This window comes from Lactobacillus isalae, assembly GCF_947539375.1.
In the GTDB taxonomy this organism is placed as follows: domain Bacteria; phylum Bacillota; class Bacilli; order Lactobacillales; family Lactobacillaceae; genus Lactobacillus; species Lactobacillus isalae.
On sequence record NZ_OX443569.1, the window covers coordinates 608,271 to 634,549 of the forward strand.

Sequence of the window (26,279 nt, forward strand, 5' to 3'; positions counted from 1 at the left end):
TGTGCATGTTGAAGATGCATACGGTTCTTTTGTGTTTAGTGAATAAGTTTTAAAATCACATCTGACCAAAGCCAAGATAAGGGCATGACTAAAATCATAGCTGGGATCATTTCCGCTATTGGAAACATCTTAAGCTTTACCATTCTAAAGCCTGTTGCTAACATAAGAAAACCACCGCAAGCTTTAAAATCTGAAATCATTGATGGAGTTGTGAATGGCAATATAAAACGAGCAAGTAAGAAAAGAATAAAGAAAATAATAAACTGCGGAATAGCAATGATTGAAACTGCGTAGCCTAAGCTTGCTGCAAAAATTGCTGCAGTGAAAAAGTCTAGAATTGATTTTGAAACTAAGATAGTAATATCTCCAGACATACCTTCATCAAGTGAACCATAAATACCTGTTCCACTTGCGCAGAAAAGAACTGTGGCAGTAACCATTAAACTCGTGAATTCATCTTTTGAAATGGATAAATTTTCTGTCGGAATCATGCGTGCAATAGGTCGCTGCATTAAAAGAGCACCTTGATTAAAAATTTTTCCTAAATGAATCGCAAGACCAACAATTGTTCCAAGAATGACAGCAAAAATAACGGCAGGCATATATTTCATTGGTGCAATTGAGAAAATGCCCATTCCCATTGAACAGGCCCCGAAGATCATATTTAATTTTTCTTTGAAATCTTCAGACAATTTATTACCAAAGAATCCACCAAAAATTCCTCCTAATAAAACTGATGAAGCATTAACGATAACTCCGATTGGCATAGTTGAACCTCTTTCTTATCAAATCAGGTTAATTATAAAAATTACAATAACTTGATCTCAATTCTAAATTGCGGTTTAATAATGCCAAATTGGAATAGTTGAGGTTTAACTTATGGAAATTAATAAATTGCGTGCTTTTGTCGATTTGGCAAAAACGCTGAGTTTTTCGGAAACGGCAGAAAACCTTTATACTAGTCAAAGCACGATTTCTAAACAAATTAAGGGACTTGAGAAAGAATTAGGAGAAACTTTGTTTAATCGAAGCAATAAAAAAGTTGTCTTGTCAGATTATGGGAAACTTATTTTGCCTAATGCAGAAAAAATCGTATTGCTTTCTGATTGGATCAGTAAAGAGACGAGTGAGTTTAAAAACACCAATAGTGGACAGATAAAGTTAGGAATTATTCCTACTTTTGCAAACTATGATATTTTTAAGCAAACAATGGCTTATCAAAAAGTTAAGTCAGATATTAGTATTGCTTTACAAGAAATTGAAACTAATCAATTAATAAATACTTTGAAGCAAAAGCAAATCGATCTGGCTTTCATTAGGACAATGGCTCTTGAAAAGCTTGATTTTGAAAAAATTGTTATTGCTCAAGAATCCTTTACTGTTTGCTTAAATAAAGAACATCCACTGGCAAATAAAAGAGAAATAGAGCTAGCTGATCTTAAAAACGAAAATTTTATTATGCTAGCGAAAAATAGTTTGTTGTATGAGCCAGTAATTAATTTGTGTCGAATAGCTGGCTTTGATCCAAAAGTCTCTTTTGTAAGTGATCGAATGAGTTCAATTTTCCAAATGGTAGAGAATAATCAAGGCGTAGCTATTTTAATGCACCCTAAAACAAATAATCCTGAATTATCATTTGTTCCAATTAAACCTACAGCTACTGGTACTTTACTATTTATTCGTAATAAGGGAAAACACTCTAAAATTGAAAATGACTTTTGGAATTATTTAAAGCAATTTGAAATGCCAAATTGGAATAGTTGAGGTAATAGATAGAATTGATAAAACTTTTATTTGGCTCGTATGATAGATGTAAAGCTAAGTAAAAGGAGATTGTTGAGATGACGAAATTACCTAAAGATCCTTGGGATTTAAGAAAAGTATTACGTGAAATTAAAGATAACCCAGAAGATTATCATGAAACAAATATTGAAATTGATCCAGACGCAGAAATTTCTGGTGTTTATCGCTACATTGGAGCAGGGGGCACCGTTGAAAGACCAACAAAAGAAGGGCCTGCAATGATGTTCAATAATTTAAAAGGTTTTCCTAATACTCGAGTATTAATTGGCTTAATGGCAAGCCGCAAACGAGATGGTCGAATTTTGCATCATGACTATAAGACTTTGGGGCGTTTCTTAAAAGATGCAGTTGAAAATCCAGTTCATCCAATCAAAGTTGATAAAAAAGATGCTCCTGCTCAAGAAGTTGTTCATTTAGCGAGTGATCCTGATTTTGATATTAGAAAATTAGTTCCAGCTCCAACTAATACTGAATATGATGCTGGTCCCTACATTACTTGTGGTCTAGTGAAAGGCTCAAATCCAGATAAAACAATGACCGATGTAACAATTCACCGGATGGTATTAGAAGATAAAGATACGCTTGGAATGTATATTATGCCTGGCGGGCGTCATATTGGACATTTTCAAAAGGAATTTGAAAAATTAAATAAGCCTATGCCAATTACAATTAATATTGGTCTTGATCCAGCTGTTACAATTGGAGCAACTTTTGAACCTCCTACAACGCCATTAGGCTATGATGAGCTAGACGTTGCTGGAGCTTTAAGACAAGAACCAGTTCAATTAGTTGATGGTGTTTCAGTCGATGAATCTGCTTTAGCTAGAAGTGAATATGTTCTTGAAGGCTATATTATGCCTAATGAAACGATTAAAGAAGATATTAACACTAATTCTGGTTTTGCTATGCCAGAATTTCCAGGATATAACGGACCAGCTAATCCAGCTGTTAATGTAGTAAAAATTACCGCAGTTACTCACCGAAAAGACAATCCAATTATGCAATCTGTTATTGGACCAAGCGAAGAACATGTTTCAATGGCTGGTATTCCAACAGAAGCTTCAATTTTAGAATTAGTTGATAAAGCTATTCCAGGAAAAGTCGTTAATGTTTACAATCCTCCTGCAGGTGGTGGTAAATTAATGACCATTATGCAAATTCATAAAGATAATCCAGCAGATGAGGGAATTCAAAGACAAGCTGCAATTTTGGCTTTTGGTGCATTCAAGGAATTGAAGACAGTTTGGTTAGTTGATGAAGACGTTGATATTTTTGATATGAATGATGTGGTTTGGACAATGAATACTCGCTTTCAAGCAGATCAAGATTTTATTTGTATTCCAGGGATGCGTAACCATCCGCTTGATCCAAGCGAGCGCCCACAATATGATCCAAAATCAATTCGTGTTAAGGGAATGAGTTCTAAGACTATTGTCGATGGAACAGTACCATTTGACATGAAAGATCAATTTATTCGCGCCAAGTTTAAAGAAATCCCTGATTGGGAAAAGTATTTGAAATAGGGTTGATTAGTTTTGAAAAAGATAGTAGTTGGAATTTCTGGTGCATCAGGTAGTATTTATGGCATTGATTTACTAGAAAAGTTGAGTAAAGTAACTAATTTTGAAACTCATTTAGTGATGAGCAATTGGGCCAAAGAAAATATTAAACTCGAAACTAACTATTCCGTAGCTGAAGTAGAAAATTTAGCAGATTTTGTATATGATAATCAAAATTTAGGAGCTGCGATTGCTAGTGGTTCTTTCAGAGTTGATAGCATGGTTATTGCACCGGCTAGTATGAAGACTGTTGCCGGGATTAGTATTGGTTTTGACGAAGACTTAATTATGCGCGCTGCAAGTGTCATGCTTAAAGAGCAACGTAAATTAATCTTGGTTCCAAGAGAAACGCCACTATCGCCAATTCACCTAGAAAATCTAACTAAGTTAGCTAAATTGGGTGTTCACATTATTCCACCTATTCCGTCTTTTTATGATCATCCAAAAACGATTCAAGATATCATCGATCATCAAACAATGAAAGTTTTGGATAGTTTAGGAATTAAAAATAAAGTAGGCGAGCGCTGGAGCGGAGAAGATGCATAAAAAATTTTCAGTAAATAAGTTTGGCTATAGCATTAACGCACATGTTGAATTAATGAATAGCGACATGGTAGTTACTTTAACTGGTGGAGATGTACCACATCTCGGTGGAGTAGTGACTTATGATTTTAAAACTAAAAAAATAGAAAAAGTTTATTTTGCGAGTCACGATGGGAGAAAACACAAAGATGTTTTTCTGGCAGAGAGCTTTGCCCAAAAGATTATTTCTGATTTGTCTGGAAATTTATGCGTGACTGCTGGTATTCATATTGATGGAATTACGAAAGAACAAATTGATGCTTCTTTTGTAATGTGTGATGAATTAGGTGAGCAAGTTTTAAATTGGGTTGATCAAAAAATCAAAACGGCTAAGATTCCTAAGTACACTACTCATTTGAAACGCGATAAGAATGGCAAGTTAATAGACTAGAGGAATTCAGATGGCTAAGAAGTTTTTAAATTCAAAAGTAGTGGCTCAAATGCCACATGATTATGTAGAACCACAGACGATGACTTTTGATGAATTCCCTGTTTCTGATTTACATCCAGAGGGAATGAAAATTTTAGATATTGAAGAAACAAACAAAGTTCCATCAGTGAATTTAAATGTAGTATATGCTCAAAAAGATGGTATGGATTTACATTTGAATATTATTGTTCCGGCATTAGAAAAGGATAGGGCAATTTACCCATTAATTATGTGGGTGCAGGGTTCTGCTTTCCATAAACAAAATGTTAATGAGCATTTAGCTGATATGATTGAAGTAGCTAAAAATGGTTTTGTAGTAGCAATGGTAGAATACAGATATGCACCTAAATGGGCTTTTCCAGTACAAGTGCGTGATTTGAATACTGCAACTCGTTATATGCTAAATCATGCTAATACTTATCATATTGATCCTAAAAAATATATTGCGTGGGGCGACTCATCAGGTGGTCATACCGTAAGTTTAGCTAGTGTGACTGAGAATAATCAGTTCTTTAGTGACGAGGATATTTTGGTTGAACCATTGTCTTTTAAAGCTTGCGTTGATTTTTATGGTCCTACTGATATTAGTCGCATGAATAAAGTTATATCCACTCAGGATCACGTAACTGCTCACAGCTTAGAAGGAGAATTTTTAGGTACAAGGAATGTTTACAAAAATCTCAAATTAGTCCAAAAAGCTAATCCGACTACTTATATTAAAAATAATATTCATATACCGCCGTTTTTAATAATGCATGGTGATAAAGATAGATTTGTACCTTTTGAACAAAGTTGCTTGTTGTATGAGGTATTAAAGAAAAATAGTAAAAAAGTAAGATTTTATAAAATTGAAAATTGTGACCATGCTTCGGGTAAATTTTATACGTCTGAGATAAGAAAGATTGTGATTGATTTTATTCGAAGGAGTTTTGAATAAAAATGCAATAATAATACAAATTAAAGATGTGGAAAAAGCAGTAAGAATTATTTCTTACTGCTCTTTTCGTCTATAAATTTAATGAAATTCTCTTTTTCTGATATCTTAGAATGATTATTCAGAAAGCAAATTTCTATCTTAGCGTAAGTACTAGGTGTAATGGGGACTGTTTTTACTCCAGAAAAATTTTCTGGAATTAATTTGCTCATCAAAAGCGAAATTCCGATTCCTTTTTGAACAAATTCTAGAATATTTTCAATATAGCGATCTGCATATATTACATTAGGAGTAAAGCCATTTTTTTGACATAAATTAATACATAGTTGATATGGTCGAGAATTAATAGGCTCCAAGATAAAATCTTCATTCTTTAAGTCAGTTAAATTTATTTGATCTTTATTTGCTAAAAAATGATTAGCTGGCAAAACTGCAACTAATTTATCTTGGCAATAAGGGAACATAGTAAATTTTTGGCTTTCCGGATTTTTGATAAAGGCAATATCTAGTTCGTTATTAAGCAATTTCTTTTCTAGTTGACTACTAGTATTGTTTTCAATTTTACAGTTAATCTTTGAATATCTCATAAAATCAAAGATTGTATTTAAAATATTATATTCTTTGGCAGAAGGAATTGTTCCGATCCTAAGTTTAGGAGCTATATTTTGTGTATCACGGATAGTATTGTCACACCGACTCTCAAGATCTTTTATTTGTAAGGCATACTTCAAATAGATTTTTCCATAAGAAGTTAGAGAAATTCCCTGACTAGTTCGATTGAATAGTTTTACATTTAAATCTTCTTCAATTTTTTTAAGTTTTTTTGAAATAGATGATTGAGACATGTAGAGAGAATTAGCCGCATCTGAAAAGTTTTTATATCTAGCTAGAGCTAGAAATTCATTAATGTATTGTAATTTCATTTTTACCTCTATTCTTATCTAGAAACAGTGTATTCCTAATTAGAATTGCGAGTCAATACATCTATTAATTAGAATTAATAGTGAAGAGTGAAAGCGCTTAAGGAGGTGGAGGCGTGAATATGGAATTAAAAGCAGGTTTTGGAAAAGCAGAACTACATATTACTCAGAAAGACTTACCTATTAGAGAATTTGAATCAATAATACAACCTTTGACAACAAGAGTAGCAATCTTGGGTGAAAAAGAAAACAAATGCGTAATACTTTCAATTGATATGACGTCTTTGACTGATAGGGATGTCAAAAAAATAAAGAAAGAGGCAAATAAATTACTTAAGATTCCTAAAGAAAATATTTGGGTAACAGTAACTCATACTTTTTCAGCACCGCATTTAAAACATGAAATAAAAACAGAAAAAGATCAAAAGATCTATGATAGTTTTTTTAAGAAAATAGTTGAAAGTATAGAAAAAGCTATTGCAGAAGCAAAACAGGATTATCAAGACGTGCAAGTTGGATGGAATGAAATATTTTGTCCCTTGAACGTTAATAGAAATATTGAAACCCAAAAAGGTTGGTGGCTTGGTCGTAATTTTACAGAATACAGTAATCATAAAGTTCGTATAATTGGCCTACAAGATAAAAGTGGAAGGACAAATCTACTTTATAACTATGACATTCAGCCAAGTGTTTTAGATCACATTTGTGATGATAATGGGAAAAGAGTAATCTCTAGTGATATTTTTGGATATGCATCAATGCATGTTGAAGAGAGTTTAAAAAATGTTTCTATCCCTTTAATTGGGGCAGCAGGTGATCAAATGCCTTTATTTAAGGGAAAAGCTACTAATTCATTTAATAAAAATCAAGCATTAGTAGTGAGCCAGGGTCAAGTTCTAACCCAAGTTCTCTTACAAGGAATTAATAGTTTGAGATTTAAAGATAAGTCGTTGATTAACACTTTTACGCTTAAGTGTAAATTACCAGCTCAAGTTCAAAAACTTGGTACTTTTGAAATAAAGCCAACACATAAATATGAATTTGAAAAAACAACTTCAAAAGTGCTAGTTGACATAAAAGGAATACAAATAGGGGATTGTTTAATTTTAGGAACACAACCAGAGCTAAATAGTGAATTTGCAGCCAAAATTTCTGCTCTACTAAGAAAAGAAAAAGTAATGATTGTAACGCTGGTTGATGGAGCAAGAAAATATTTACCTGAGAAAAAAGACTTTGACCGCGTTACTTATCAAGCTATGAATACTTCAATTGGAAAAGATGCTGATCAGGAAATGTTAAAAGCCTTTACAAAAGTAAATGAATATTGGAAAGGAGAAAACTAATGTTAGTAGGACATGGAAGAGTTGATATAACTCCTAAAGGAGAATTTTATCTATTAGGTTATAAGACGGATTTAAGAAATCAGCCAGCTGCTGGAATTCATGATCATATCTATATCAATGCAATTTTATTCCATAACGAAAAAGGTGAGGAATGTTTTATTGCAACTGGTGATTTGTTAGAGATAGAGGATATTGTAGCAGCAGATATTAAGCAAATACTAAGTAAAAAATATGATCTGCCAATGGAAAATATAATTATTGGAGTGACACATGATCATCATTCTGTAAGAGATTATCATCGCACATGGGAATATGGAAAGTTTTCGCAAAAATATTATGATTTCTTTGTTGCGAGCTTTGTGCGAGCCTATGAACAATGTTTAAAAAATCTTGTGCCAGTTAAAGTAGAGTATGGACAGGATTTAGTATTAGGTTATTACGGTAATCGTGATCATAAGGGAAAACTATCGGACAACATTGTTTCTGTTATCAAATTTATGTATAACGACAAACCTATAGCAGGAATAGTTAATTTGGCCGTTCATTCAACAGTTTTAGGATCCTCAAATAGATATCTTACTGCTGATTTAGCTGGAAATGTTTGCACACAATTGAAAAAGAAGTGGGGATTTTATCCATTAATGCTAATCGGATGTGCTGGCGATTCAAGCAATCGATACCAACGACAAGGAAGAGACTTTAAAGAATTGGAGCGAGTTTCAGTTGGTTTAGCGGATAAGATCAGCCAGATTAATGCTAATAAAGTTGTAGATGTTGATCATGGCAAAATTCATTCGCTTACTTTGGCTCAAGAAATTATTAATGATAAGAAAACATATGATGCTTCATTAAGAGAGCTGATTGCAAGTATGAAGGCACATCCAGAGAAATCTGTTGGTTCCCAAAATGTTCAAAATGTAATAGAAAAATGTGAAAGTCAGTTAAAACAACCACAATTTCACGATATCTTGCAAATGGAAATTATTGATATTGGCGAGTTAAGAATATTCGTATTTCCTGGTGAACTTGCATCAGCAGGTGCAAAAGTTCTGCGGGCTTCTACTAATAAAACTGTTTTAATAGCGGGATATTCTAACGGTTTTCATTATTACTTTATGCAAGCTCAAGATTATGGTCTATCCTTTGAAAGCATTGGCAATCCCGTGCCAGCAGGAACCTTCGAAGAAATTATCGCAAAATTTGTAAATGCTAGTCACTTGCTAGATGAATATGCAGAGAATTGTAATTAAATCATGAGTCGTGATTGGGACTCTCTAAAAGTCAATCAATAGATTAATAATTAATTGATTTAGAGGGTAAAAAAAATGGATTATCAAGCATTAGGAAAAGAAATCTTAAAAGATGTTGGTGGCCCAGAAAATGTCGCAAGTATAACTCATTGTGTTACAAGAGTTAGATTCGTTTTAAAAGATGAAGGAAAAGCAAATGATAAAGCAATCCAAAGTCTAAACGGTGTACTGCAGCTTGTTAAACAAGGCGGGCAATATCAAGTCGTAATTGGACCAAGTGTTGAAAAAGTTTACGATGCAATTATTGATGCAGGTAAGTTTCCTGAAAGTGTAATTGGCGCAGGTGCAAATTCACACAATCAAAATTCTAACGAAAATAAGGGATGGTTTAATAAAGCATTAGGATTAATTTCTACTATTTTTGCACCAATTTTAGGCTTGTTGTGCGGTGCAGGTATGATCAAAGCGGTTCTTTCGATTCTGCAAGTTACGCATGTGATTTCTCCAACAGACGGAACTTATATGATTTTAAACGCTTTGGGCGACTCAGTATTCTATTTCTTCCCAGTAATTATTGGCTGGAGTGCAGCTAAAAAATTTAAATTGCCTGTATCTTATGGCATCATTTTAGGAGCAATTTTGATTTATCCAACCATTATTGCAGCTGCTGGTGCTAAAGGTTTAAAGACTATTTTTGCAGGCAGTATTTTTGCATTACATTATAAGGATACATTCTTCGGTATCCCAATTGCTTTACAAAATTATTCTAGTTCAGTTATTCCAGCGATTATTCTAATGTGGGTTGCAGGTTATATTTACCGCTATTTTAAGAAAGTAATTCCTGATGTCATCAAGATGGTATTTGTGCCATTTTTGACAATTATGGTTGCTGGAATTTTGGGATTACTTGTTATCGGTCCGGTTGCGATGATTTTACAAAATATGTTAAGTGGTTTCGTAATTTGGCTTGTTGGAATTAGTAAAGGATTAACTGGATTCTTCCTTGGTGCAAGCTGGAGTATCTTAGTTATGTTTGGTTTGCATTGGGCAGTTATTCCGTTTTTCGCAATCGATGTAGCAAAGTATGGATATGATGTGATCAATCCTTTAATTTTCGCTGGTGCATTGGCTGTTTTAGGTTCTACATTAGGTATTGCTATTCGTACTAAGAATAAAGATACTCGTACAATGTCAATTGCAGCTGCAGTTTCTTCGTTCTTTGGTGTAAGTGAACCTGCCTTGTACGGGGTATTAGTACCACGTAAATGGGTTATGCTTACTTCATTTTTGGGCGCTGGAATTGGTGGCGCAATCGCAGGTTTTGGTGGTGCAAAGTTATATTCTTTCGGTGCTAATGGTATTTTAGGATTGCCTTGTTTTATCAATCCTAAAGGAGTTGATACTGGATTTATCTGTTTATGTTTAAGTGGGGTAGTTGCCTTCTTCTTCTCTTTAATCACTGCTTTAGTTATTGGTGATAAAAAAGGTTCGATTGAAGCTATTTCTACTAAAGCTGATGAAAAGAAAAGTAAAGTTGCCGAAGTCTATGCTCCATGTAAAGGAGTTGCCAAAGATTTAACGTCAGTTAATGATAAAGTATTTTCTAGTTTAACTATGGGAGACGGTATTGCAATTACACCAACAGAGGGAAAAATTTATTCTCCTGTAAATGGGATTGTACGCGTAGCTTATAAGACGGGGCATGCGATTGGAATTGCTGGTGAAAACGGTGAAGAGCTTTTAATTCACATTGGAATAGATACAGTTAATTTGAATGGAAAGTATTTCCATAGTCATGTAAATCAAGGAATGAAAGTTAAGAGAGGACAATTATTAGTTGATTTTGATTTAGAAAAAATTAAGGAAGCAGGATATGATCCAACTGTTATGGTAATTATTACTAAAACAGATAATCTGAAGAGTGTCACTCCAAATGAGATGGGACCTGTTAATCCCGAAAATGAAATATTGAAAGTAAGTTTAGATTAAATTTGGAGGCACAATAATGATTATTGATGCTAATGTATATTGGTTACCAAAAGAATTTTTTAGTGAAGATGGATATTTAGAGCAATTTTTGTCTGAGGTTAATACAGGTAAGGATGTAAAAGCTATAGTTGAGAATGATGATAATGATCTTCATAAGATTGTGATTGAGCAGCCAATTGGTCAACCTAGTCTTGACTATTTTGAGAAAGATTATGCCTTAAATTATATGATAGCTCATTTAAATAAAGCTAAGGTTAAAAAAGCAATTTTGAAGATGCCTGGTTGTCAAGAGTGGCTTAGCCTGGACTTATGCAAAGTTTATAATCGATTACTTGCTAAATTTGTTAAAAATAGTCAGGGGAGAATGGTAGGTTTAGCAGTAGTTCCACCTTACCCAACTGAAGAAAATTTAAAAGAATTAGATTATGCAATTAATGAATTAGGTCTAAAAGGGTTGCAGCTGTCAACGCATTATGGTGATGGATATTTAGACAATACAGTTTATAGAGAATTTTTCAAATATGTTGATAAGCTTGGCATCCCAGTGTATATTCACCATACTCCTGTACCAATTGAATATAATTCAATTAAAGATTATGAAAACGTTAGAAGGGCATATGGTAGATGCGAAGATCAAATAATTGCTATTAGTAGGGAAGTGTACAGTACATTATTTGACGATTGCCCAAATTTACATTTGATTCATTCAATGTTAGGCGGTGGATACTTTACATATAAGACAATGCTTCTTCCACATGATTCTGGCAATGGAAGATTTGATACTAGTAAAACTGAGGCAATAAAGCAACATATGGATCAAAATATCTATTATGAAATGTCACATGCTCAGCCATGGGGGACAGATAATTTAGAAGTAGCAATTAAAATTTTAGGAGCAAATAAAATTATTTATGGTTCTTCTTATCCAGTAAAAGAATCTTGGTTAATAAACGGACCAACAATGATAAAAAGCTTGAATATAAGGGAAAAATATAAAGATAAAATTTTAGAAGATAATGCGATAAACGCTTATCAATTATAATTTTGAAAGGTCAAAGCTATACTTTGATCTTTTTTGTGATTTAAGAAAAAATTACGGAGCTTTTGCGTACTTGTAGATAGAGAACTAAATTGGAGGTTAGTTATGAAACTCTATCATGGAAGTAGTGTAAAAGTTAAATTACCGAGTTTACATTATAGTGAAAGAAAACACGATTTTGGTAAAGCATTTTGTTTAACTTCAAGCTATAATCAAGCGATGAATTGGGCACAGTATAAAGTTAGAAAAAATAATTATATTGGCTATCCTATTGTCTCAATTTTTAATTTATCATTAAGTGATATTAATAGTTTGAAGATTATACGATTTGAAGAACCTAACAAAGAATGGCTGGAGGGTATAATAGTACAGTAAAAATAATGAGAAAAATAATTGTGACCTTATGATAGGACCTGTAGTAGACGGAAATTTTTCCTGGTACACGATTAAAAAATATAAAAATAAAGAATTGAGCTTAAAAGAGGCAATTAAAAGATTATCGCCTAATAATCTAAAAGATCAATGGGCTTTTAAAAATAAACAAGCGATAGATTTATTAAAGTTTGAAGGTGTTAAATATAGATAATGAAAGATCACTTTACATTGAGGCTATTACTCAAGAAGTCAGCAAGATTTTAGCAAAAGAAGAAAAAATTTCATTAGAAAATGCAGAACACAATTTTATCCATTCAAGAACATACAATTATTTGGCATACTCCAATGATCCTTTTATTGAAGATGGACCAGAAGATTTTGTTGATTTATATCATAACGAACAAAAATATCATCGTTTAGTTTCTACTACTCAATTATTGATGGAATAAGAAAATAAAAATTAGCTTAATTTCTTTAATAATGATATCATTTATCTAATTAAAGAAATGGGGTAAATAATTATGAGAAGATACTTCAGCGTTCGCGGAGGCGCAGGTGACTTAACTAAGCCTGATGTTAATACTAGACCGCAAGATAATTTATACTTAGCAGTTAACTCTGAATGGCTTTCAAAAGCAAAAATTCCAGCCGATAGAACTTCAAACGGAATTAATTTGATTTTAGACATGCGAATTGAAGACAAGCTTATGAAGGACTTTGAAGATTTTGTTAGTGGCAAAAAAACTCTTCCTGATGTAGCAAACTTCGATAAAGCAATCCATTACTACAAGTTGGCAGCTGATTTTGATAAGAGAAATAAGGATCAAGCAGAGCCAATTAAGAAAGACTTGAAAAAGCTAACTTCTTTAAATAGTTTTACAGATTTCAATAAAGAAGCCGCAAAACTATTTTTAACCAGTTTTTCTTTTCCATTCAATATCTTTGTAATGGAAGATATGAAAGATACTGACCATAACGCTTTATATGCAGAAGGACCAGGAACATTCTTACCTGATACGACCGCCTATGAAAGTACAGATGCCCAAAAGCTACTTGCTGTATTAGAAAAGCAAACTATAAACTTGCTTATTATGGCTGGATTAAGTGAAGACGAAGCTAAAACTTGGGCTAAGAATGGTATTAAATTTGATAAAAAGCTGGCAAAAGTATTGAAGTCAACTGAAGAATGGGCTGATGAAGTGGCGATTTATAATCCAGCTAGCATGCCTGACTTTGAAGCAAAATTTGATAAATTTGATATCAATTCATTCTTAAAGCAAATTTTGCCTGAAATGCCAGAAAAGGTAATTGTTGCTGAGCCACGCTATTTTGATCATATTAATGACTTCTTGAATGAGAGTGAATTTGAAAAAGTTAAGGGCTGGATGATTGTTAAGTTCATCAATAGTGCAGCAACTTACTTGTCTCAAGCTTTTAGAGAAGCAGCTTTTCCATTTAGACAAGCTGTTTATGGAGTTCCTGAAATGCCAAATCAAACTAAACATGCATATCGTTTAGCTAATTCTGCCTTTGATGAAGTAGTCGGTATTTATTACGGTAAGACTTATTTTGGAGAAAAAGCTAAGGCTGACGTAATTAGTATGATTAAAAATATGCTTAAGGTCTATGAGCAAAGAATTCAAGCAAATACTTGGCTTTCTGAATCTACCAAAAAAGGTGCACTTGTAAAGTTAAAGGCTTTGAAACTTAAGGTTGGTTATCCTGAAAAAAATCAAGTTATTTTTGATCGTCTAGCAGTAGATTTAAATAAGAGCTTATATGAAAATCAAGCACATATTAACCAAGCGAGAACTAAGGATAATTTACAAAAATTAAATCAAGATCCTGATCTTAGTGTTTGGGCAATGCCAGGCAACTTAAACAACGCTTGCTATGACCCTTATAAGAATGACTTAACTTTCCCAGCTGGAATTTTACAGGCTCCATTTTATGATGCAAAACAGTCTCGTGCTGCTAACTATGGAGGAATTGGCGCAACGATTGGTCATGAAGTTTCTCACGCTTTTGATAATAACGGTGCTCAATTCGATGAAAAGGGCAATATGAAAAATTGGTGGACTAAGGAAGATTTTGCGGAATTTAACAAGCGGACCAAAGCAGTTGCAGATATCTTTGATGGCTTACAATATGGTCCAGCTAAGTTAAATGGTAAGCAAGTTGTTTCTGAAAATATTGCTGACTTGAGTGGCCTTTCTTGTGCAATTGCGGCTAACAAGGCCGAGGGTGGAGAAATGAAAGATCTTTTTGAGACGTATGCTAAAAGTTGGATGCAAAAACAGCGTCCTGAAGCAATTACTGCTGAAGTGCAATCTGATGTACATGCTCCGCAACCAACTAGAGTTAATATCCCAGCTCAAAATCAAGATGAATTTTACGAGGCCTATAATGTCACTCCAGAAGATGGTATGTGGCTTGATCCAGAAGACAGAATTACTATTTGGTAATTAAATAAAACGTCTATAATTAGCACTATAAGTGAAAATTATAGACGTTTTTTGTTTATTATTAAGCTAATTTTTTAATCCAAGTACTCCATTCACTTGAATAATTTTTGGCTGTATTTTTGCTAATTCTAGGAGTATAAGTTTTTGAATATTGCATCCCATCGAAATGCTGCATAGCATTCATTGCACTTCCTAATGCACTAAGTTCAGAAACATTAGCAATTCTAACATTCTTTTGAGTGATGTTACTTAAATACTGCATTAAATACTTATTTTTAATCATTCCACCATCTGTGTGAATTTCGTTGTTAACTTTTGGAGAAAGCTGATGAAAAGCATGTAAAATATCATTAATTTGATAAACAAGAGAGTTTAATGTTGCTCGCACTAGTTCTTTTTTACCAGTAGTAGCTGTCATATTGACAAACGCAGCTTTCATATCGGGAAGCCAGTAAGGAGCGCCGAGTCCAGCAAAAGCTGGAATTAAAAATGTATGATCATTTGGATTCGCAGTTAAAGCTAGATTAGCTGTTTCAGAGGGATCTTGGATTAAATGGATCTTATCTTTTAGCCAGGTTACGCAAGCGCCAGCGTAATTGATATTACCTTCAAGAACATAGAATTTTTGCCCATTAATTGACCAAGCAAGGGAAGTATTCAGCTGATTATTAAGATTATCAGGTAGTTGTTTACCAATATTTAGCATTACTGAAGAACCAGTTCCAAAGGTAACCTTAAAATCACCAGTTTCAAAACAACCATGTGCAAATAAAGCAGCTTGAGAATCACCTAAAACACTAAGGATTGGGATCTTATGGGGAGTAGACCAAATAAGTCTGTCTCACCAAAGTTCGCATTTGAATCAACAATCTCTGGTAAATTTTTAGTATCAATTCCAAAGATTTCAGCTAGTTCTTGATCCCAATCACCAGTTTTAATATTCATTAATTGAGTTCTGCAAGCGTTAGATGGTTCTGTTTTAAAAGAATGACCATTTGTTAGTTGATAAACCAGCCAAGTGTCCATTGTGCCAAGACAGAGATCGTTATTTGCTTGTGCTTGAACTACTCTAGGTTCATTCAACAGCATCCAGCCCCATTTAGCTCCAGTAAAATAGGGAGAAAGAGCTAAACCAGTTGTGTTCTTAACCTTATCTGCTAATTCAGGATAAGAAATACGGCTAATCAATTTTTCTGCTCGATTATCTTGCCAAACAATAGTCTTGCACAATGGTTCACCGGTTTTACGAGACCAGGCAGCGGCAGATTCTCGTTGGTTGGTAATTGCCAAGGATTCTATTTGATCAGCGGTTACTTTTTTCAAAACTTGTTTAAATAAAGTAATTAGATTAGCTCGAATTTCATTTAAATCATGACTAACCCAGCCGTCCTCGTTAATGATCTGTTTGTGAGTTAGAGATGCTTTCCAGAATATTTGATTCTGATGGTCAACTAAGATGGCCTTAGTGCCTTGAGTGCTCTGGTCGATTGCTAAAACATATTTTTCAGTCATAATCAGACCTCATTTTTTGAGAACTTTTTTAACAGATTTTTCAATACCTTCACTATCTAAGCCGTAATAATGGAAGACTTCATCTTGTGTGCCTTGAATGGCAGGCTCATCAGGAAAGCCTAGGATCGTTAACTTAGCGTGACCAAACTTAGCAACTTCACTAGCAACAGCGCTACCGATACCGTTAATTACATCATGTTCTTCAACAGTAACAATTTGATCAAATTCTTGTGCTAATTGATCAAGCATTTCAGTATCTAGTGGTTTAATTGAAGATAAATCAACAACCTCAGCGTCAATACCGTCTTTAGCCAAGTTTTCAGCTGCTTGAAGAGTAAAGTAGAGCATTTCACCAACTGAAATTAAGCAGACGTCACGACTCTTTCGAATAACTTTAGCCTTACCGGGTGTAAAGGCAAAATCTTCATGATAGACATTATCTAATTTGCGCTTGCCAACACGAACATAAGCTGGACGCGGCGATTTAAGTAGGTAGTTGAATAAGGCTCTAGTCTGATACTGGTCACATGGTTGATAAACTTCAAGATTAGGAATTGCGCGAGTAATGGCAACATCATTTAAAGAATGATGGGTAGTACCAAGCCAAGTGTAGGAGTTACCACCAGAAATACCGATTAACTTAACGTTAGTTTGATTAAATGCAACATCAACTTTGACTTGCTCGATTGAACGCATTGCTAAAAAGGCAGCAGGAGAGAAGACAAAGGGATGCTTTCCTGCATGCGCCATTCCAGCAGCAACAGTTACAGCGTTTTGCTCGGCAATACCCATTTCTAAGGTACGGTCTGGATGGGCATTAGTGAAATTAACTAAACCAGCAGATCCACGTGAGTCACAAGTTACAACTAAGAGATCTGGATCAGTTTTAGTTGCTTTATCTAAAGTGTTTGCAATTACGGCATTAGCAGTTAATTTTTCCTCATTAGTCATTGTTTAATCCCTCCAATTGTGCGTCTAATTCGCGTAGACCTTCTTGATATTCAGCTTCACTTGGAATTTTGTGGTGCCAATCAGCACGGTTTTCTGCAACCGTAATTCCTTTACCTTTAACAGTGTTTGCAATAATTACACGAGGTTTACCTGGATTGTTTGGTTTATTTAAAATATTTACTAAGGCATCGATATCATTGCCATTTACTTCAATTGTGTCCCAGCCGAAAGCTTGATACTTATTGCTAATTGGATTTGAACGCATGACTGAATCGGTCGTACCCGTAATTTGTAGATCATTGTGGTCAACAATCGCGGTTAAGTTATCTAAACTATAATTGCTTGCTGCCATTGCTGCTTCCCAAACAGATCCTTCTGCTTGCTCACCATCTCCCATTAGGACAAAAGTTCGCTTTTTTGAATGATCCATCTTAGTAGCTAAAGCAACGCCAACTCCTAATCCAAGACCGTGACCGAGTGAACCAGTGTGAAATTCCATTCCTCTAACGTCAGTTGTTGGGTGTCCAATATATGGACTGTTAAAAGTTGAGTAACGTTTATCTAGATCCTCTTGATCAATGTATCCTTTATCAGCTAGAATTTCATACCAAATTTCGACTGCATGTCCTTTACTTTGAATGTAAGTATCGGCATTTTGATCCTCAAAAGTTTCTGGAGTTTGATTAAGTACATCGTAGTAAAGTGCAACTAAAATATCGGCACATGATAAGTCAGAGCCGGTGTGACCATTTTTATGATTATAAATTAATTGCCAGGTTCTTTTTCTTAATTGAACGGCTTTTTTCTTTAAATCTAAACTATTCATCAAAAACACCTCAATATATTTTTATCTTGTAAATGCTTACAAATTGAGAGTATCATGTTTGTAGTTAACGTAGCTTATTAATTTAGTTAGTTTAGCTTAAATTAGTAAATTTGATTAAGAAAGAAAAATAAATATGAAACTAAAAATGAGTGATATTGCAAAGGAAGCAGGTATTTCAAAAGCAGCTGTATCTTTTGCATTGAACGGAAAACCTGGTGTAAGTGAAGAAACACGGAAACATATTTTTAAGGTAATAGAAGAAATGGGGTATGAACCACTTAGAAAACATAAAAAGGGTGGCGTGAGAAAACTAACTAGTATTAGTTTAGTAATTATCAAAGATACGGCAGGGATGATGAGCCGTAGTTATGCTAGCTTGCCATTTTTTGATTCGTTAGTATCGCATCTGTCTGATAATGTTGGTGGTTTTGGTGGTGAAGTTCAGATTATTACTTTGAATATTCGTAATTTGAAAAATGATCTTGAAGAAAATGATGCACTCAAAAAGAGTAAAGCCGCAATAGTTCTTGCGACAGATTTAAATAAAAAACAGGTACTCTTTCTGAATTCAAAGATTAAAAATGCAATTTTTATTGATAATTATTTTGAGGATGTTGATGCGGATTTTGTTTCAATTGATAATTTTCAAGGTGGATATAATGCTGGTAAATTCATCGTTGATAGCGGTTATACCAAAATTGGCTATGTAGCTTCTAACCGGATAATTACTAATTTCTTAAAACGAAGAGAAGGATTTAGAGCTGCCTTAAAAGAAAACAATATTGAAGTTCCTAGCGAGTTTGTTTTTAGTTTGAACCCGATTGAGTTAAAAGGGACTCTGCCTGAGTTTTTCTATTCTGGTCACGAATATCCACATGCTATCTTTTGTGAAGATGATTATATGGCTTTGCGGTTAGTTAAGGAATTAACCAGAATCGGAATTAAAATTCCTGAAAAAGTAGCAATTATGGGATTTGACGATATTTTTGAAGACACGATGATTAATCCAGAACTAACAACAATTCATGTGCCAATTGAACAGATTGTAAGACAGGCTATTAATCAATTGCAAGAAAAAGTCAGCAATTCAAATTGGCTTAGTCAGAAGAGTTTTGTATCGACTAAATTAATTGTTAGAGAATCTCTGAAATAGTTTAGTTAAGCTTAATTAAGTAAAATAGCTATTGCCGAGTTGCTAAATTCTAGTTATCTTTTAGTTGTAAGCGAATACAAAAAGTCTAAGAGGTAATAATTATGACTGATAAAAATGTTTTAAAACAAATTAAACTTGGCTTTGCGCCAACTAGAAGAAATATCTTTTCAGCAACTGCCGCAATTGAGTTTGCTAATAAGACGCGTGAAAAGTTGGACGAATTAGGCGTCAATTACGTTGACATCAAAGATGTAAATGATGATGGACTTCTTTATGATGATGAAGGATTAGAAAAAATTACTGAAAAGTTCAAAGAGGCAAAGATTGATGGTCTATTTATTGCTAATGAGAACTTCGGTACTGAATATGAAGTTGCCAGATTAGCAGCTAAACTAAACGTTCCAGTATTACTTTGGGGCCCAAGAGATGAAGCTCCAGCTCCTGATGGTTCGAGAAGACGTGATACACAATGCGGTTTGTTTGCAATTGGCAAAGTTTTGCTTCACTTCAATGTTCCATTTACTTATATTAGAAATAGCGATATTGATGATCCGTCATTTAGTCGTGGGGTAATCGATTTTATCAAGGTATGTAATGTAGTTAAGACCTTTAAACATACTAGGATTTTACAAATCGGAACTCGTCCATTTGACTTTTGGTCAGTAATTGTCAATGAAGGTGAATTGCTTGAAAAGTTTGGTATCCAACTTTCTCCAATTCCTCTGGGCGAATTAACTTCCTATATGTATAAGTTAATTGATGAAAAAGATCCACGAATTGAAGAAACAAAAGATGTTTACCGTAAATGGGCCGATATTAAGATTAAGGATGAAGACTTCACCAAAGTGGCTGCTTTGAAGTTAGCAATGCAAGATAAAATGAATGAATATGGCTGCAATGCTGGCACAATTCAATGCTGGACTGAATTACAGCGTGAAATTGGAATTTTGCCTTATGCGTCTGAAGCACTTCTTCAAACTGAGGGAATGCCAGTAACTTGTGAAACTGATATTAATGGTGCGATTTCAGAAATCTTAGCAGAAAGTGCAACTTTAGGCGATGAGAGAGCATTATTTGCGGATGTTAACTGTCGTCATCCTGAAAACGAAAATGGCGAATTGCTCCAGCACTTGGGTACTTTTGCTTTTCAAACTGCTAAGAATCGTCCCGTTTTACCGCCTTCACATTTTGTCTTTGATTATCCTGGTTCAGCCGCTTTTGAAGTTAAAGATGGAACTTATACTTTAGTTAGATTTGATGGTGATCATGGTAAGTATTCAATGTTAATTGGGAATGCTAAAACTTGTGATGGTCCATATGAACAAGGGACCTATGCTTGGTTTGAGTTTAAAGACTTGAATAGATTTGAAGCTAAATATGTTTATGGTCCATATATTCACCATATGGCAGGTGTCCGTGCAGACGTTGTACCAATTTTGGCTGAAGCATGTAAGTACATTAATGTAGATCCAGATTATTATGATCCAATTAAGAACAAGGTCGCAGCTTATTGGTATGGCGATTTAGATACTATTTTAGATGATAATCAAAAGTAGTGATATCTCTGTTTGCGCTTACAGAAATGATAAAATAAGTTAGGATTGTGACATTAAGTTGGCAAGACCGGATAAGCCTAAAGAATTCATTTGGTTTATTAGTGTCTTGCTTTTTTTATAGGAGAAAACAATATGCTGACAACAAAAGGAAAATACTTATATAAAGATGGCAAAAAATTCTTTTATTTAGCAGATACTTGCTGGGGTGCATTTACAAGTATTGAAATGCCAGATTGGCGTTACTATCTTGATACTAGAAAAGCAGAAGGATTTAACACAATTCAAATTAATATTTTAAGACAGTGGGATTCAAGCAAACCTTTAGCAGGAAGAGAACCATTTGCAATTAAAGAGCATGAAGATGGATCATATGAATATGACTTCACTAAAATAAATGAAAGTTATTTTGATAATGCTGTTAAGATGCTTGAAGAAATGAGAAAAAGAGACATGGTGCCGGCTTTAGTTTTACTTTGGAGTAACTTTATTCCAGATAATTGGATTGCAAGTTATCATGCCGCTAAAAATAATCTAATGTCCTTTGATCAAATCAGACCATATGTGACTTATGTAGTAAATAAGTTTAAAGAATTTCATCCTATTTGGTTTGTTAGTGGGGATGTTGGCTTTACCGATAATGAAAAACAAGACCGCGAAAAGGCAATTAAATATTATCGAGAAGTCTTAAATACAGCTAAAGAAATTGATCCAGAAGGTATCTACACTTTTCATATTAATGGTGAAAGTCACGACTTGCCAGAAGAGTTTGTTAAGCAAGTTAGCTTTTATAGTTACCAATCTGGTCATGGTTACGCTGGTCAAAATACTGCCTATACTATTCCTTTGGCTTTACGTAAAAAGCAAGATTACACTGGTCCAATTATTGACACTGAGCTATGTTATGAGGGCTTAACTCAAATGCATTCGCCTGAACCTAAAAGATACAGTGCTTTTGATGTGCGAAAAGCAGCTTGGCGAGCTGTTTTGTCCGGTGCTGATGCAGGGTTAGGTTATGGCAGTTTTGGAATTTGGCCATGGAAAGATACTAGTCGTCCCGAACAAGAATTAGAACAGAACTTTAATGTTCAGCTTGTACCATATGACTGGCGTACTTGTTTAACATTTCGTGGCGCAAAAGATTTAGGATTTTTGAAGAGTATTTTAGATGAATATGCTCTAAATGGAGTGAATCCGTTAAATGAAGGTGAAGACGATGCTATTAGAGCAGCTGAAAGTGAGAATTATGTACTAATTTATTTACCCACGGCTGGTACTTTAGACTTTAGTAAGTTTGGATTTAATATCAATGAGTGTAAAGTAATTGACTTACAGAAAAGAACTATTTTAGAAGGAAAAGTTGAAAATAATACCTTTCAGATGCTGCCAATATTAGAAGATGAGGTAGTAATTATAAGTAAGAAGCACTAAATTAAACTAAACTAATTTGAATGCCATTGCAATCGCTTACAACGAGTGCTATATTTATAATTGAAATAAGAAATCGGATTGTTACATTGAGTTGGCAAGACCAAATAAATCTAAATTGTTTTAATTAGGTTTATTGTGTCTTGCCATTTTTTATTGAAAGGTAAATTTTATGCTTCTAATTAAGAGAGTTCTTAACAATAACGCAGTTGTTGCGACAGATAAACATAAGCAGACATTGGTCGCTTTAGGAAACGGGATTGCTTTTCATAAAAAGTCAGGAGAAATCATTTCTGAAGATAAAGTGGAAAAAATATTTTATCCTCAAAATGAAAAAGATACTAACTCAATGAGCGAAATGCTAGCAAGCATTGATCCAAAGTATATTGAACTATCCGATCAAATTATTTCGGAGACAATTGCAAGCTCAGGCAAAAAGTTGAGTGATGATATTTATTTATCATTACCAGATCATTTGCAGTTTGCGGTTGAAAGATTAAAAAAGGGGATGCCGATTCAGAACCGTTTAACTATTGAAACGATGCAAACATATCCGGATGAATTTCAATTAGGAAAACGTGTCTTACGTTATTTAGAAAAAACAGAAAACCTTAAATTTCCAGAAGATGAAGCTACCAATATAGCAATGCACTTGATTACTGCTGAAGAAGGGAATTCGCTTGAACATACTGCAGGAACAATTGAACTAATTAATCGATTTTTAGAAATCATTAGCGAAATGCTAAAGATGGAAATTAATTCGAAATCAGTTGCTTATTATCGTTTAGTAACGCATTTAAAGTTCTTTGCTCAGAGAATTTCTAAAAAACAGACGCAAGAAGCTAATGTAGATCCAGAACTTTATAACATGGTTATTCATCGCTACCATAAAGAATATTTAATTTCTCAACGTATTGCGGGAATTGTAATGCGAAAATTCAATTACAAAGTATCGCAAGATGAAATTATGTATTTAACCATTCATATTCATCATATTGCAGTAGCAGATAGGTAGTAAAAATGAATAGCAATTATCAAAAGGTAGCAAAGAAAATCTTAGTAGCTGTTGGCGGAGCTGAAAACATTGACGAAGTTTTCAATTGTATTGCTCGATTAAGATTTTATTTAAAAGATTCAAATAAAATAAATTATCAAGAATTAGAGTTAATTCCAGAGGTTTCAGAAAGCAAGTTTGAAGACGGACAACTACAAGTCCTTTTAGGACAAAATGTTGAAAAATATTACCAAGCATTAATTAACTTGATGAAACAAGCTAATGCAAGTAGAGGAGTAAAGAAAATGTCTAAGGCTGATGAAAAAAATAAAAAACTAGCTGAACAAATAGTAAAGCTAGTTGGTGGAAAGGATAACGTAATTAGTTTAGTTCACTGTGTAACTAGATTGCGTTTTAAGTTAAAGGATGAAAAGAAAGCTGATGATGACGCAATCAAACAATTAAAAGGCGTCATGGGAGTTGCACATGCAGGCGGTCAATATCAGGTTATTATTGGAAATAATGTGGCTGATGTTTACGATCAAGTGATGCCACTTTTGGGCTTGAGTAGTGAAGAAGAGGTAACTACTGATGACGAAAAAGATGGAAATATTTTTAGTAGACTAGTGGCTTTAATTTCTTCATTATTCATGCCATTGTTAGGTGTCATGACCGGTGCTGGTATGTTGAAAGGACTCTTGGTTTTACTTAATGTTTTAGGTTGGGTAAAGCAAGGTACTGGTACTTACATGATTTGGAATGCGGCAGCTGATTCCTTGTTTTACTTTTTACCAGTTTTATTAGGCTTTTCTGCTGCTAAAACATTTCATGTTAATAAATATTTAGGTGCTGTTACTGGTGGAGCATTAGTCTATCCAACAATGGTTGCAGCAGCTACAGCTCACAAAGCAATTACTTTCTTTGGACTTCCAGTCAATTTGATGAATTATAGTCAAACCATGTTACCAATTGTATTTGCAATTTGGGGAATGTCATGGTTTGAAAAAGGTACTAAGAAAGTTGTACCAAAGGTGGTACAAAACTTATTTGTTCCTCTTTTAGACTTAATGGTAATTGTTCCTTTAACTTACTTAATTGTTGGACCAGTTATGCAAACCCTTAGTCAATGGCTATCAAGTGCAAGTCTTTGGCTATATGGATTAGTTCCTGTAGTAGCAGGATTTGTAATCGGTGGCATTTGGCAAGCAGCCGTTATTGTAGGTTTGCACTGGGCATTTATTCCGGTATTAATGAATAATTTAATGACAAATCATTTTGACCCAATTAACGGTATTATGTACTGTACCTTGTTTGGACAAGTTGGAGCAGCTTTAGCAATGGGACTTAAAGCAAAAGATAAAAACTTTAAAGAAATTGCTATCCCTGCAGCTGTGTCTGGTTTCTTTGGTGTTACAGAACCAATTATTTATGGTGTAACCTTACCACATAAAAAATCATTTGTATTTGCTTCAATTGGATCAGCCTTTGGCGGTGCAATCGCAGCCGCCTTTCATGCAGGTATGTATACAATGCCTGGTGGTGGTATTTTCGGTATTCCAGCATTTATTAATCCAAAAGGAATTGATGCATCATTTATCGCATTTGTAATCTCATTAATTGTAGCTTTTGCATTAGCCTTTATTTTGACATTTATTTGGGGCGATAAAGTTGTACCAGCTACTCCAAAGAAAAAATTCGATGTTAAAAAAGTTGAATTTAAAGATCAAGGAATTGCTTCTCCAATTCAAGGTACTGCTGTTGAATTAAAGAATGTAGATGATCCAGTATTTTCAGCTGGAACAATTGGTAAAGGATTGGCTGTACAACCAAATAATAATGAAGTACGTGCTCCATTTGATGGAGAAGTAATTTCAGTATTTCCAACTAAGCATGCTATTGGTTTGAAGTCAGAAAATGGTGTTGAATTACTGATTCATTTAGGTATTAATACTGTTAACTTAAAGGGTAAGTATTTTGACGCCAAAGTGGCTGCTGGTCAAAAAGTTAAACAAGGTGATTTACTTGAGACCTTTGACGTAGATCAAATTAAATCCGCTGGGTACGACACAGTTGTTCCAATTATCGTTACTAATACCAATAATTTTGATGATATTATTGTTGAAAAGAAAGATGGCGATTCAGTCAAATTTGGCGATCAAATATTGATGGCTACAGTTGACCAAGAAGTAGAAATTCCTGTTAATGCAACTCAAGCATAGGAGGGTAGATCTATGAAATATTTTAAGAAAAATATTGGAGAAAATGGAGCAGAAGCGACTTTTTATTTGCAAGAGCCAAATAAAGAAATTGATATTAAGCGCAAATCTCCAGTAATGATCGTTGTTCCGGGTGGAGCATATATGTGGACGTCCTGGCGCGAAGAAGAACCTATTGCTCTTGAATTTTTAGGAAAAGGATTTTCATGTATTGTGGCCCAATATGCAACTGAAGGCTTAGGCTTTTATGATGGTAAACATGATTATAGTAAAGAACCTGTCTCTGCTTTCCCTAATCCTTTAGTAGATCTGGCCAAGATTGTAGCGTATGTGAGAGAGAATGCAGAAGAGTGGAACTTAGACAGTAACAGTATAAATGTAATTGGATTTTCGGCTGGTGGTAATTTAACTGCTCAATTAGGAGTTTACTGGAATACTGATTGGCTAGAAAAGTTAGTCGGAAAATCAAGAAAAGAATATCAACCAAATTCAATTTGTCTATCCTATGGTGCTCCACACATGGCACAATCGCCTGAAAAAGATCGCTACAAACAAACTAAGAAAATGGCTGGTCCTAGTATGATTGACTATGCAACTTTAGGAAATGATCAATCAGAAGAGCGAGTACGATTAGTTAATATGATTGATACAGTATCTAAGGATGTACCACCAACTTTTATCTGGCACACCATGGAAGATCCTTATGTTCCAGTAGCAAGTGCTCTTAATTTTGCTAGCCAATTAGAAGAGAAGATGGTACCTTTTGAACTTCATATTTATCAAAAGGGAAAGCATGGCTTGGCTTTGGCAGATTTAAGAACTGATAGTAAAAAAGATCGAAGTCAAAGTAATGAACAAGCTGCAACTTGGAAGAGATTATACTTAGGCTGGTTAAAAGAAAATAAGCTGATTAATTTATTTTAGAAAAAGGTTTGGCAAGACGAGCCAAACCTTTTT

24 protein-coding genes and 1 pseudogene are annotated in these 26,279 nt (G+C 34.1%); 19 read left to right on the forward strand and 6 right to left on the reverse strand.

Annotated elements, in window-relative coordinates; translation table 11 throughout:
* Positions 1-35: 35 nt before the first annotated feature.
* Entirely contained in the window at positions 36-767 is a 732-nt protein-coding gene (locus QM512_RS02960) for a DUF554 domain-containing protein (RefSeq protein ID WP_282806035.1), read from the reverse strand.
* A 112-nt stretch (positions 768-879) separates the two neighbouring features.
* Here QM512_RS02960 and QM512_RS02965 point away from each other — a divergent pair, with 112 nt between their 5' ends.
* The 5 genes from QM512_RS02965 (at position 880) to QM512_RS02985 (ending at position 5,311) form a co-directional block, all read left to right on the forward strand.
* Positions 880-1,764 (forward strand): LysR family transcriptional regulator, encoded by an 885-nt coding sequence (locus QM512_RS02965; protein ID WP_282806036.1) that lies wholly within the window; start codon positions 880-882, stop codon positions 1,762-1,764.
* A 77-nt stretch (positions 1,765-1,841) separates the two neighbouring features.
* On the forward strand, positions 1,842-3,326 hold the full coding sequence (locus tag QM512_RS02970) for a UbiD family decarboxylase (protein WP_282806037.1): 1,485 nt from the start codon (positions 1,842-1,844) through the stop codon (positions 3,324-3,326).
* 12 nt (positions 3,327-3,338) lie between these two features.
* Positions 3,339-3,908: a UbiX family flavin prenyltransferase gene (locus tag QM512_RS02975; protein WP_282806038.1), complete on the forward strand. Its 570-nt coding sequence runs from the start codon at positions 3,339-3,341 to the stop codon at positions 3,906-3,908.
* A complete protein-coding gene (gene lpdD, locus QM512_RS02980) occupies positions 3,901-4,335 on the forward strand; it encodes a prenylated flavin chaperone LpdD (protein ID WP_282806039.1) in 435 nt (144 codons plus the stop codon). The genes QM512_RS02975 and lpdD overlap by 8 nt, the downstream gene beginning before the upstream one ends.
* Before the next feature lie 10 nt (positions 4,336-4,345).
* The gene (locus QM512_RS02985) at positions 4,346-5,311 is read left to right on the forward strand and encodes an alpha/beta hydrolase fold domain-containing protein (RefSeq protein WP_282806040.1); all 966 of its coding nucleotides are present in this window, start codon (positions 4,346-4,348) and stop codon (positions 5,309-5,311) included.
* 47 nt (positions 5,312-5,358) lie between these two features.
* Here QM512_RS02985 and QM512_RS02990 read toward each other — a convergent pair whose 3' ends face one another.
* Positions 5,359-6,231: a LysR family transcriptional regulator gene (locus tag QM512_RS02990; protein ID WP_282806041.1), complete on the reverse strand. Its 873-nt coding sequence runs from the start codon at positions 6,229-6,231 to the stop codon at positions 5,359-5,361.
* A gap of 119 nt (positions 6,232-6,350) precedes the next feature.
* Between QM512_RS02990 and QM512_RS02995 the strand changes: the two genes are divergently transcribed.
* The 8 genes and pseudogenes from QM512_RS02995 to QM512_RS03025 all read left to right on the forward strand — a co-directional run bounded on the left by QM512_RS02995 (position 6,351) and on the right by QM512_RS03025 (position 14,689).
* Positions 6,351-7,571, forward strand: a complete 1,221-nt coding sequence (locus QM512_RS02995; protein WP_282806042.1) for a hypothetical protein — start codon at positions 6,351-6,353, stop codon at positions 7,569-7,571.
* Positions 7,571-8,821: a neutral/alkaline non-lysosomal ceramidase N-terminal domain-containing protein gene (locus QM512_RS03000; RefSeq protein ID WP_282806043.1), complete on the forward strand. Its 1,251-nt coding sequence runs from the start codon at positions 7,571-7,573 to the stop codon at positions 8,819-8,821. Before QM512_RS02995 ends, QM512_RS03000 begins: the two co-directional genes overlap by 1 nt.
* Positions 8,822-8,896: 75 nt before the next feature.
* Positions 8,897-10,810: a beta-glucoside-specific PTS transporter subunit IIABC gene (locus tag QM512_RS03005; RefSeq protein WP_282806044.1), complete on the forward strand. Its 1,914-nt coding sequence runs from the start codon at positions 8,897-8,899 to the stop codon at positions 10,808-10,810.
* A gap of 16 nt (positions 10,811-10,826) precedes the next feature.
* Complete coding sequence (locus QM512_RS03010; RefSeq protein ID WP_282806045.1) at positions 10,827-11,852, forward strand: amidohydrolase family protein; 1,026 nt, start codon at positions 10,827-10,829, stop codon at positions 11,850-11,852.
* Between the two features lie 102 nt (positions 11,853-11,954).
* Positions 11,955-12,224 carry a DUF3990 domain-containing protein gene (locus tag QM512_RS03015; RefSeq protein WP_282806046.1) on the forward strand — a complete coding sequence of 90 codons (270 nt, stop codon included), beginning with the start codon at positions 11,955-11,957 and terminating at the stop codon, positions 12,222-12,224.
* A 13-nt stretch (positions 12,225-12,237) separates the two neighbouring features.
* Positions 12,238-12,435, forward strand: a pseudogene (locus QM512_RS10235) (DUF3990 domain-containing protein); the annotation flags it as partial.
* Complete coding sequence (locus tag QM512_RS03020) at positions 12,419-12,673, forward strand: hypothetical protein (protein ID WP_282806047.1); 255 nt, start codon at positions 12,419-12,421, stop codon at positions 12,671-12,673. The pseudogene QM512_RS10235 and the gene QM512_RS03020, both read left to right, overlap by 17 nt.
* Before the next feature lie 72 nt (positions 12,674-12,745).
* A complete protein-coding gene (locus tag QM512_RS03025; protein WP_282806048.1) occupies positions 12,746-14,689 on the forward strand; it encodes a M13 family metallopeptidase in 1,944 nt (647 codons plus the stop codon).
* A gap of 61 nt (positions 14,690-14,750) precedes the next feature.
* Here QM512_RS03025 and QM512_RS03030 read toward each other — a convergent pair whose 3' ends face one another.
* From QM512_RS03030 to QM512_RS03045, 4 genes are all read right to left on the reverse strand, one after another.
* A complete protein-coding gene (locus tag QM512_RS03030; RefSeq protein WP_282806049.1) occupies positions 14,751-15,395 on the reverse strand; it encodes an FGGY-family carbohydrate kinase in 645 nt (214 codons plus the stop codon).
* A gap of 83 nt (positions 15,396-15,478) precedes the next feature.
* Positions 15,479-16,201, reverse strand: coding sequence for an FGGY family carbohydrate kinase (locus tag QM512_RS03035; RefSeq protein ID WP_282806050.1), 723 nt, complete (start codon positions 16,199-16,201; stop codon positions 15,479-15,481).
* A 9-nt stretch (positions 16,202-16,210) separates the two neighbouring features.
* A complete protein-coding gene (locus QM512_RS03040) occupies positions 16,211-17,152 on the reverse strand; it encodes a transketolase family protein (protein ID WP_282806051.1) in 942 nt (313 codons plus the stop codon).
* Positions 17,145-17,978: a transketolase gene (locus tag QM512_RS03045; RefSeq protein WP_282806052.1), complete on the reverse strand. Its 834-nt coding sequence runs from the start codon at positions 17,976-17,978 to the stop codon at positions 17,145-17,147. The genes QM512_RS03040 and QM512_RS03045 overlap by 8 nt, the downstream gene beginning before the upstream one ends.
* A gap of 133 nt (positions 17,979-18,111) precedes the next feature.
* Here QM512_RS03045 and QM512_RS03050 point away from each other — a divergent pair, with 133 nt between their 5' ends.
* The 6 genes from QM512_RS03050 (at position 18,112) to QM512_RS03075 (ending at position 26,246) form a co-directional block, all read left to right on the forward strand.
* On the forward strand, positions 18,112-19,131 hold the full coding sequence (locus QM512_RS03050; protein WP_282806053.1) for a LacI family DNA-binding transcriptional regulator: 1,020 nt from the start codon (positions 18,112-18,114) through the stop codon (positions 19,129-19,131).
* A gap of 101 nt (positions 19,132-19,232) precedes the next feature.
* Positions 19,233-20,687, forward strand: coding sequence for an L-fucose/L-arabinose isomerase family protein (locus QM512_RS03055; protein ID WP_282806054.1), 1,455 nt, complete (start codon positions 19,233-19,235; stop codon positions 20,685-20,687).
* A 132-nt stretch (positions 20,688-20,819) separates the two neighbouring features.
* Positions 20,820-22,115 (forward strand): apiosidase-like domain-containing protein, encoded by a 1,296-nt coding sequence (locus QM512_RS03060; protein WP_282806055.1) that lies wholly within the window; start codon positions 20,820-20,822, stop codon positions 22,113-22,115.
* 169 nt (positions 22,116-22,284) lie between these two features.
* Complete coding sequence (locus QM512_RS03065; RefSeq protein ID WP_282806056.1) at positions 22,285-23,127, forward strand: PRD domain-containing protein; 843 nt, start codon at positions 22,285-22,287, stop codon at positions 23,125-23,127.
* Between the two features lie 5 nt (positions 23,128-23,132).
* Positions 23,133-25,325: a beta-glucoside-specific PTS transporter subunit IIABC gene (locus tag QM512_RS03070; protein ID WP_282806057.1), complete on the forward strand. Its 2,193-nt coding sequence runs from the start codon at positions 23,133-23,135 to the stop codon at positions 25,323-25,325.
* Between the two features lie 12 nt (positions 25,326-25,337).
* On the forward strand, positions 25,338-26,246 hold the full coding sequence (locus QM512_RS03075) for an alpha/beta hydrolase (protein WP_282806058.1): 909 nt from the start codon (positions 25,338-25,340) through the stop codon (positions 26,244-26,246).
* Positions 26,247-26,279 lie beyond the last annotated feature (33 nt).

Excerpts from the sequence above, each read along its gene's own strand:
- QM512_RS02960 (WP_282806035.1), bottom strand. The coding sequence starts at position 767 with ATGCCAATCGGAGTTATCGTTAATGCTTCATCAGTTTTATTAGGAGGA.
- QM512_RS02965 (WP_282806036.1), top strand. The coding sequence starts at position 880 with ATGGAAATTAATAAATTGCGTGCTTTTGTCGATTTGGCAAAAACGCTG.
- QM512_RS02970 (WP_282806037.1), top strand. The coding sequence starts at position 1,842 with ATGACGAAATTACCTAAAGATCCTTGGGATTTAAGAAAAGTATTACGT.
- lpdD (WP_282806039.1), top strand. The coding sequence starts at position 3,901 with ATGCATAAAAAATTTTCAGTAAATAAGTTTGGCTATAGCATTAACGCA.
- QM512_RS02985 (WP_282806040.1), top strand. The coding sequence starts at position 4,346 with ATGGCTAAGAAGTTTTTAAATTCAAAAGTAGTGGCTCAAATGCCACAT.
- QM512_RS02990 (WP_282806041.1), bottom strand. The coding sequence starts at position 6,231 with ATGAAATTACAATACATTAATGAATTTCTAGCTCTAGCTAGATATAAA.
- QM512_RS02995 (WP_282806042.1), top strand. The coding sequence starts at position 6,351 with ATGGAATTAAAAGCAGGTTTTGGAAAAGCAGAACTACATATTACTCAG.
- QM512_RS03000 (WP_282806043.1), top strand. The coding sequence starts at position 7,571 with ATGTTAGTAGGACATGGAAGAGTTGATATAACTCCTAAAGGAGAATTT.
- QM512_RS03005 (WP_282806044.1), top strand. The coding sequence starts at position 8,897 with ATGGATTATCAAGCATTAGGAAAAGAAATCTTAAAAGATGTTGGTGGC.
- QM512_RS03010 (WP_282806045.1), top strand. The coding sequence starts at position 10,827 with ATGATTATTGATGCTAATGTATATTGGTTACCAAAAGAATTTTTTAGT.
- QM512_RS03015 (WP_282806046.1), top strand. The coding sequence starts at position 11,955 with ATGAAACTCTATCATGGAAGTAGTGTAAAAGTTAAATTACCGAGTTTA.
- QM512_RS03025 (WP_282806048.1), top strand. The coding sequence starts at position 12,746 with ATGAGAAGATACTTCAGCGTTCGCGGAGGCGCAGGTGACTTAACTAAG.
- QM512_RS03030 (WP_282806049.1), bottom strand. The coding sequence starts at position 15,395 with ATGCTAAATATTGGTAAACAACTACCTGATAATCTTAATAATCAGCTG.
- QM512_RS03035 (WP_282806050.1), bottom strand. The coding sequence starts at position 16,201 with ATGACTGAAAAATATGTTTTAGCAATCGACCAGAGCACTCAAGGCACT.
- QM512_RS03040 (WP_282806051.1), bottom strand. The coding sequence starts at position 17,152 with ATGACTAATGAGGAAAAATTAACTGCTAATGCCGTAATTGCAAACACT.
- QM512_RS03045 (WP_282806052.1), bottom strand. The coding sequence starts at position 17,978 with ATGAATAGTTTAGATTTAAAGAAAAAAGCCGTTCAATTAAGAAAAAGA.
- QM512_RS03050 (WP_282806053.1), top strand. The coding sequence starts at position 18,112 with ATGAAACTAAAAATGAGTGATATTGCAAAGGAAGCAGGTATTTCAAAA.
- QM512_RS03055 (WP_282806054.1), top strand. The coding sequence starts at position 19,233 with ATGACTGATAAAAATGTTTTAAAACAAATTAAACTTGGCTTTGCGCCA.
- QM512_RS03060 (WP_282806055.1), top strand. The coding sequence starts at position 20,820 with ATGCTGACAACAAAAGGAAAATACTTATATAAAGATGGCAAAAAATTC.
- QM512_RS03065 (WP_282806056.1), top strand. The coding sequence starts at position 22,285 with ATGCTTCTAATTAAGAGAGTTCTTAACAATAACGCAGTTGTTGCGACA.
- QM512_RS03070 (WP_282806057.1), top strand. The coding sequence starts at position 23,133 with ATGAATAGCAATTATCAAAAGGTAGCAAAGAAAATCTTAGTAGCTGTT.
- QM512_RS03075 (WP_282806058.1), top strand. The coding sequence starts at position 25,338 with ATGAAATATTTTAAGAAAAATATTGGAGAAAATGGAGCAGAAGCGACT.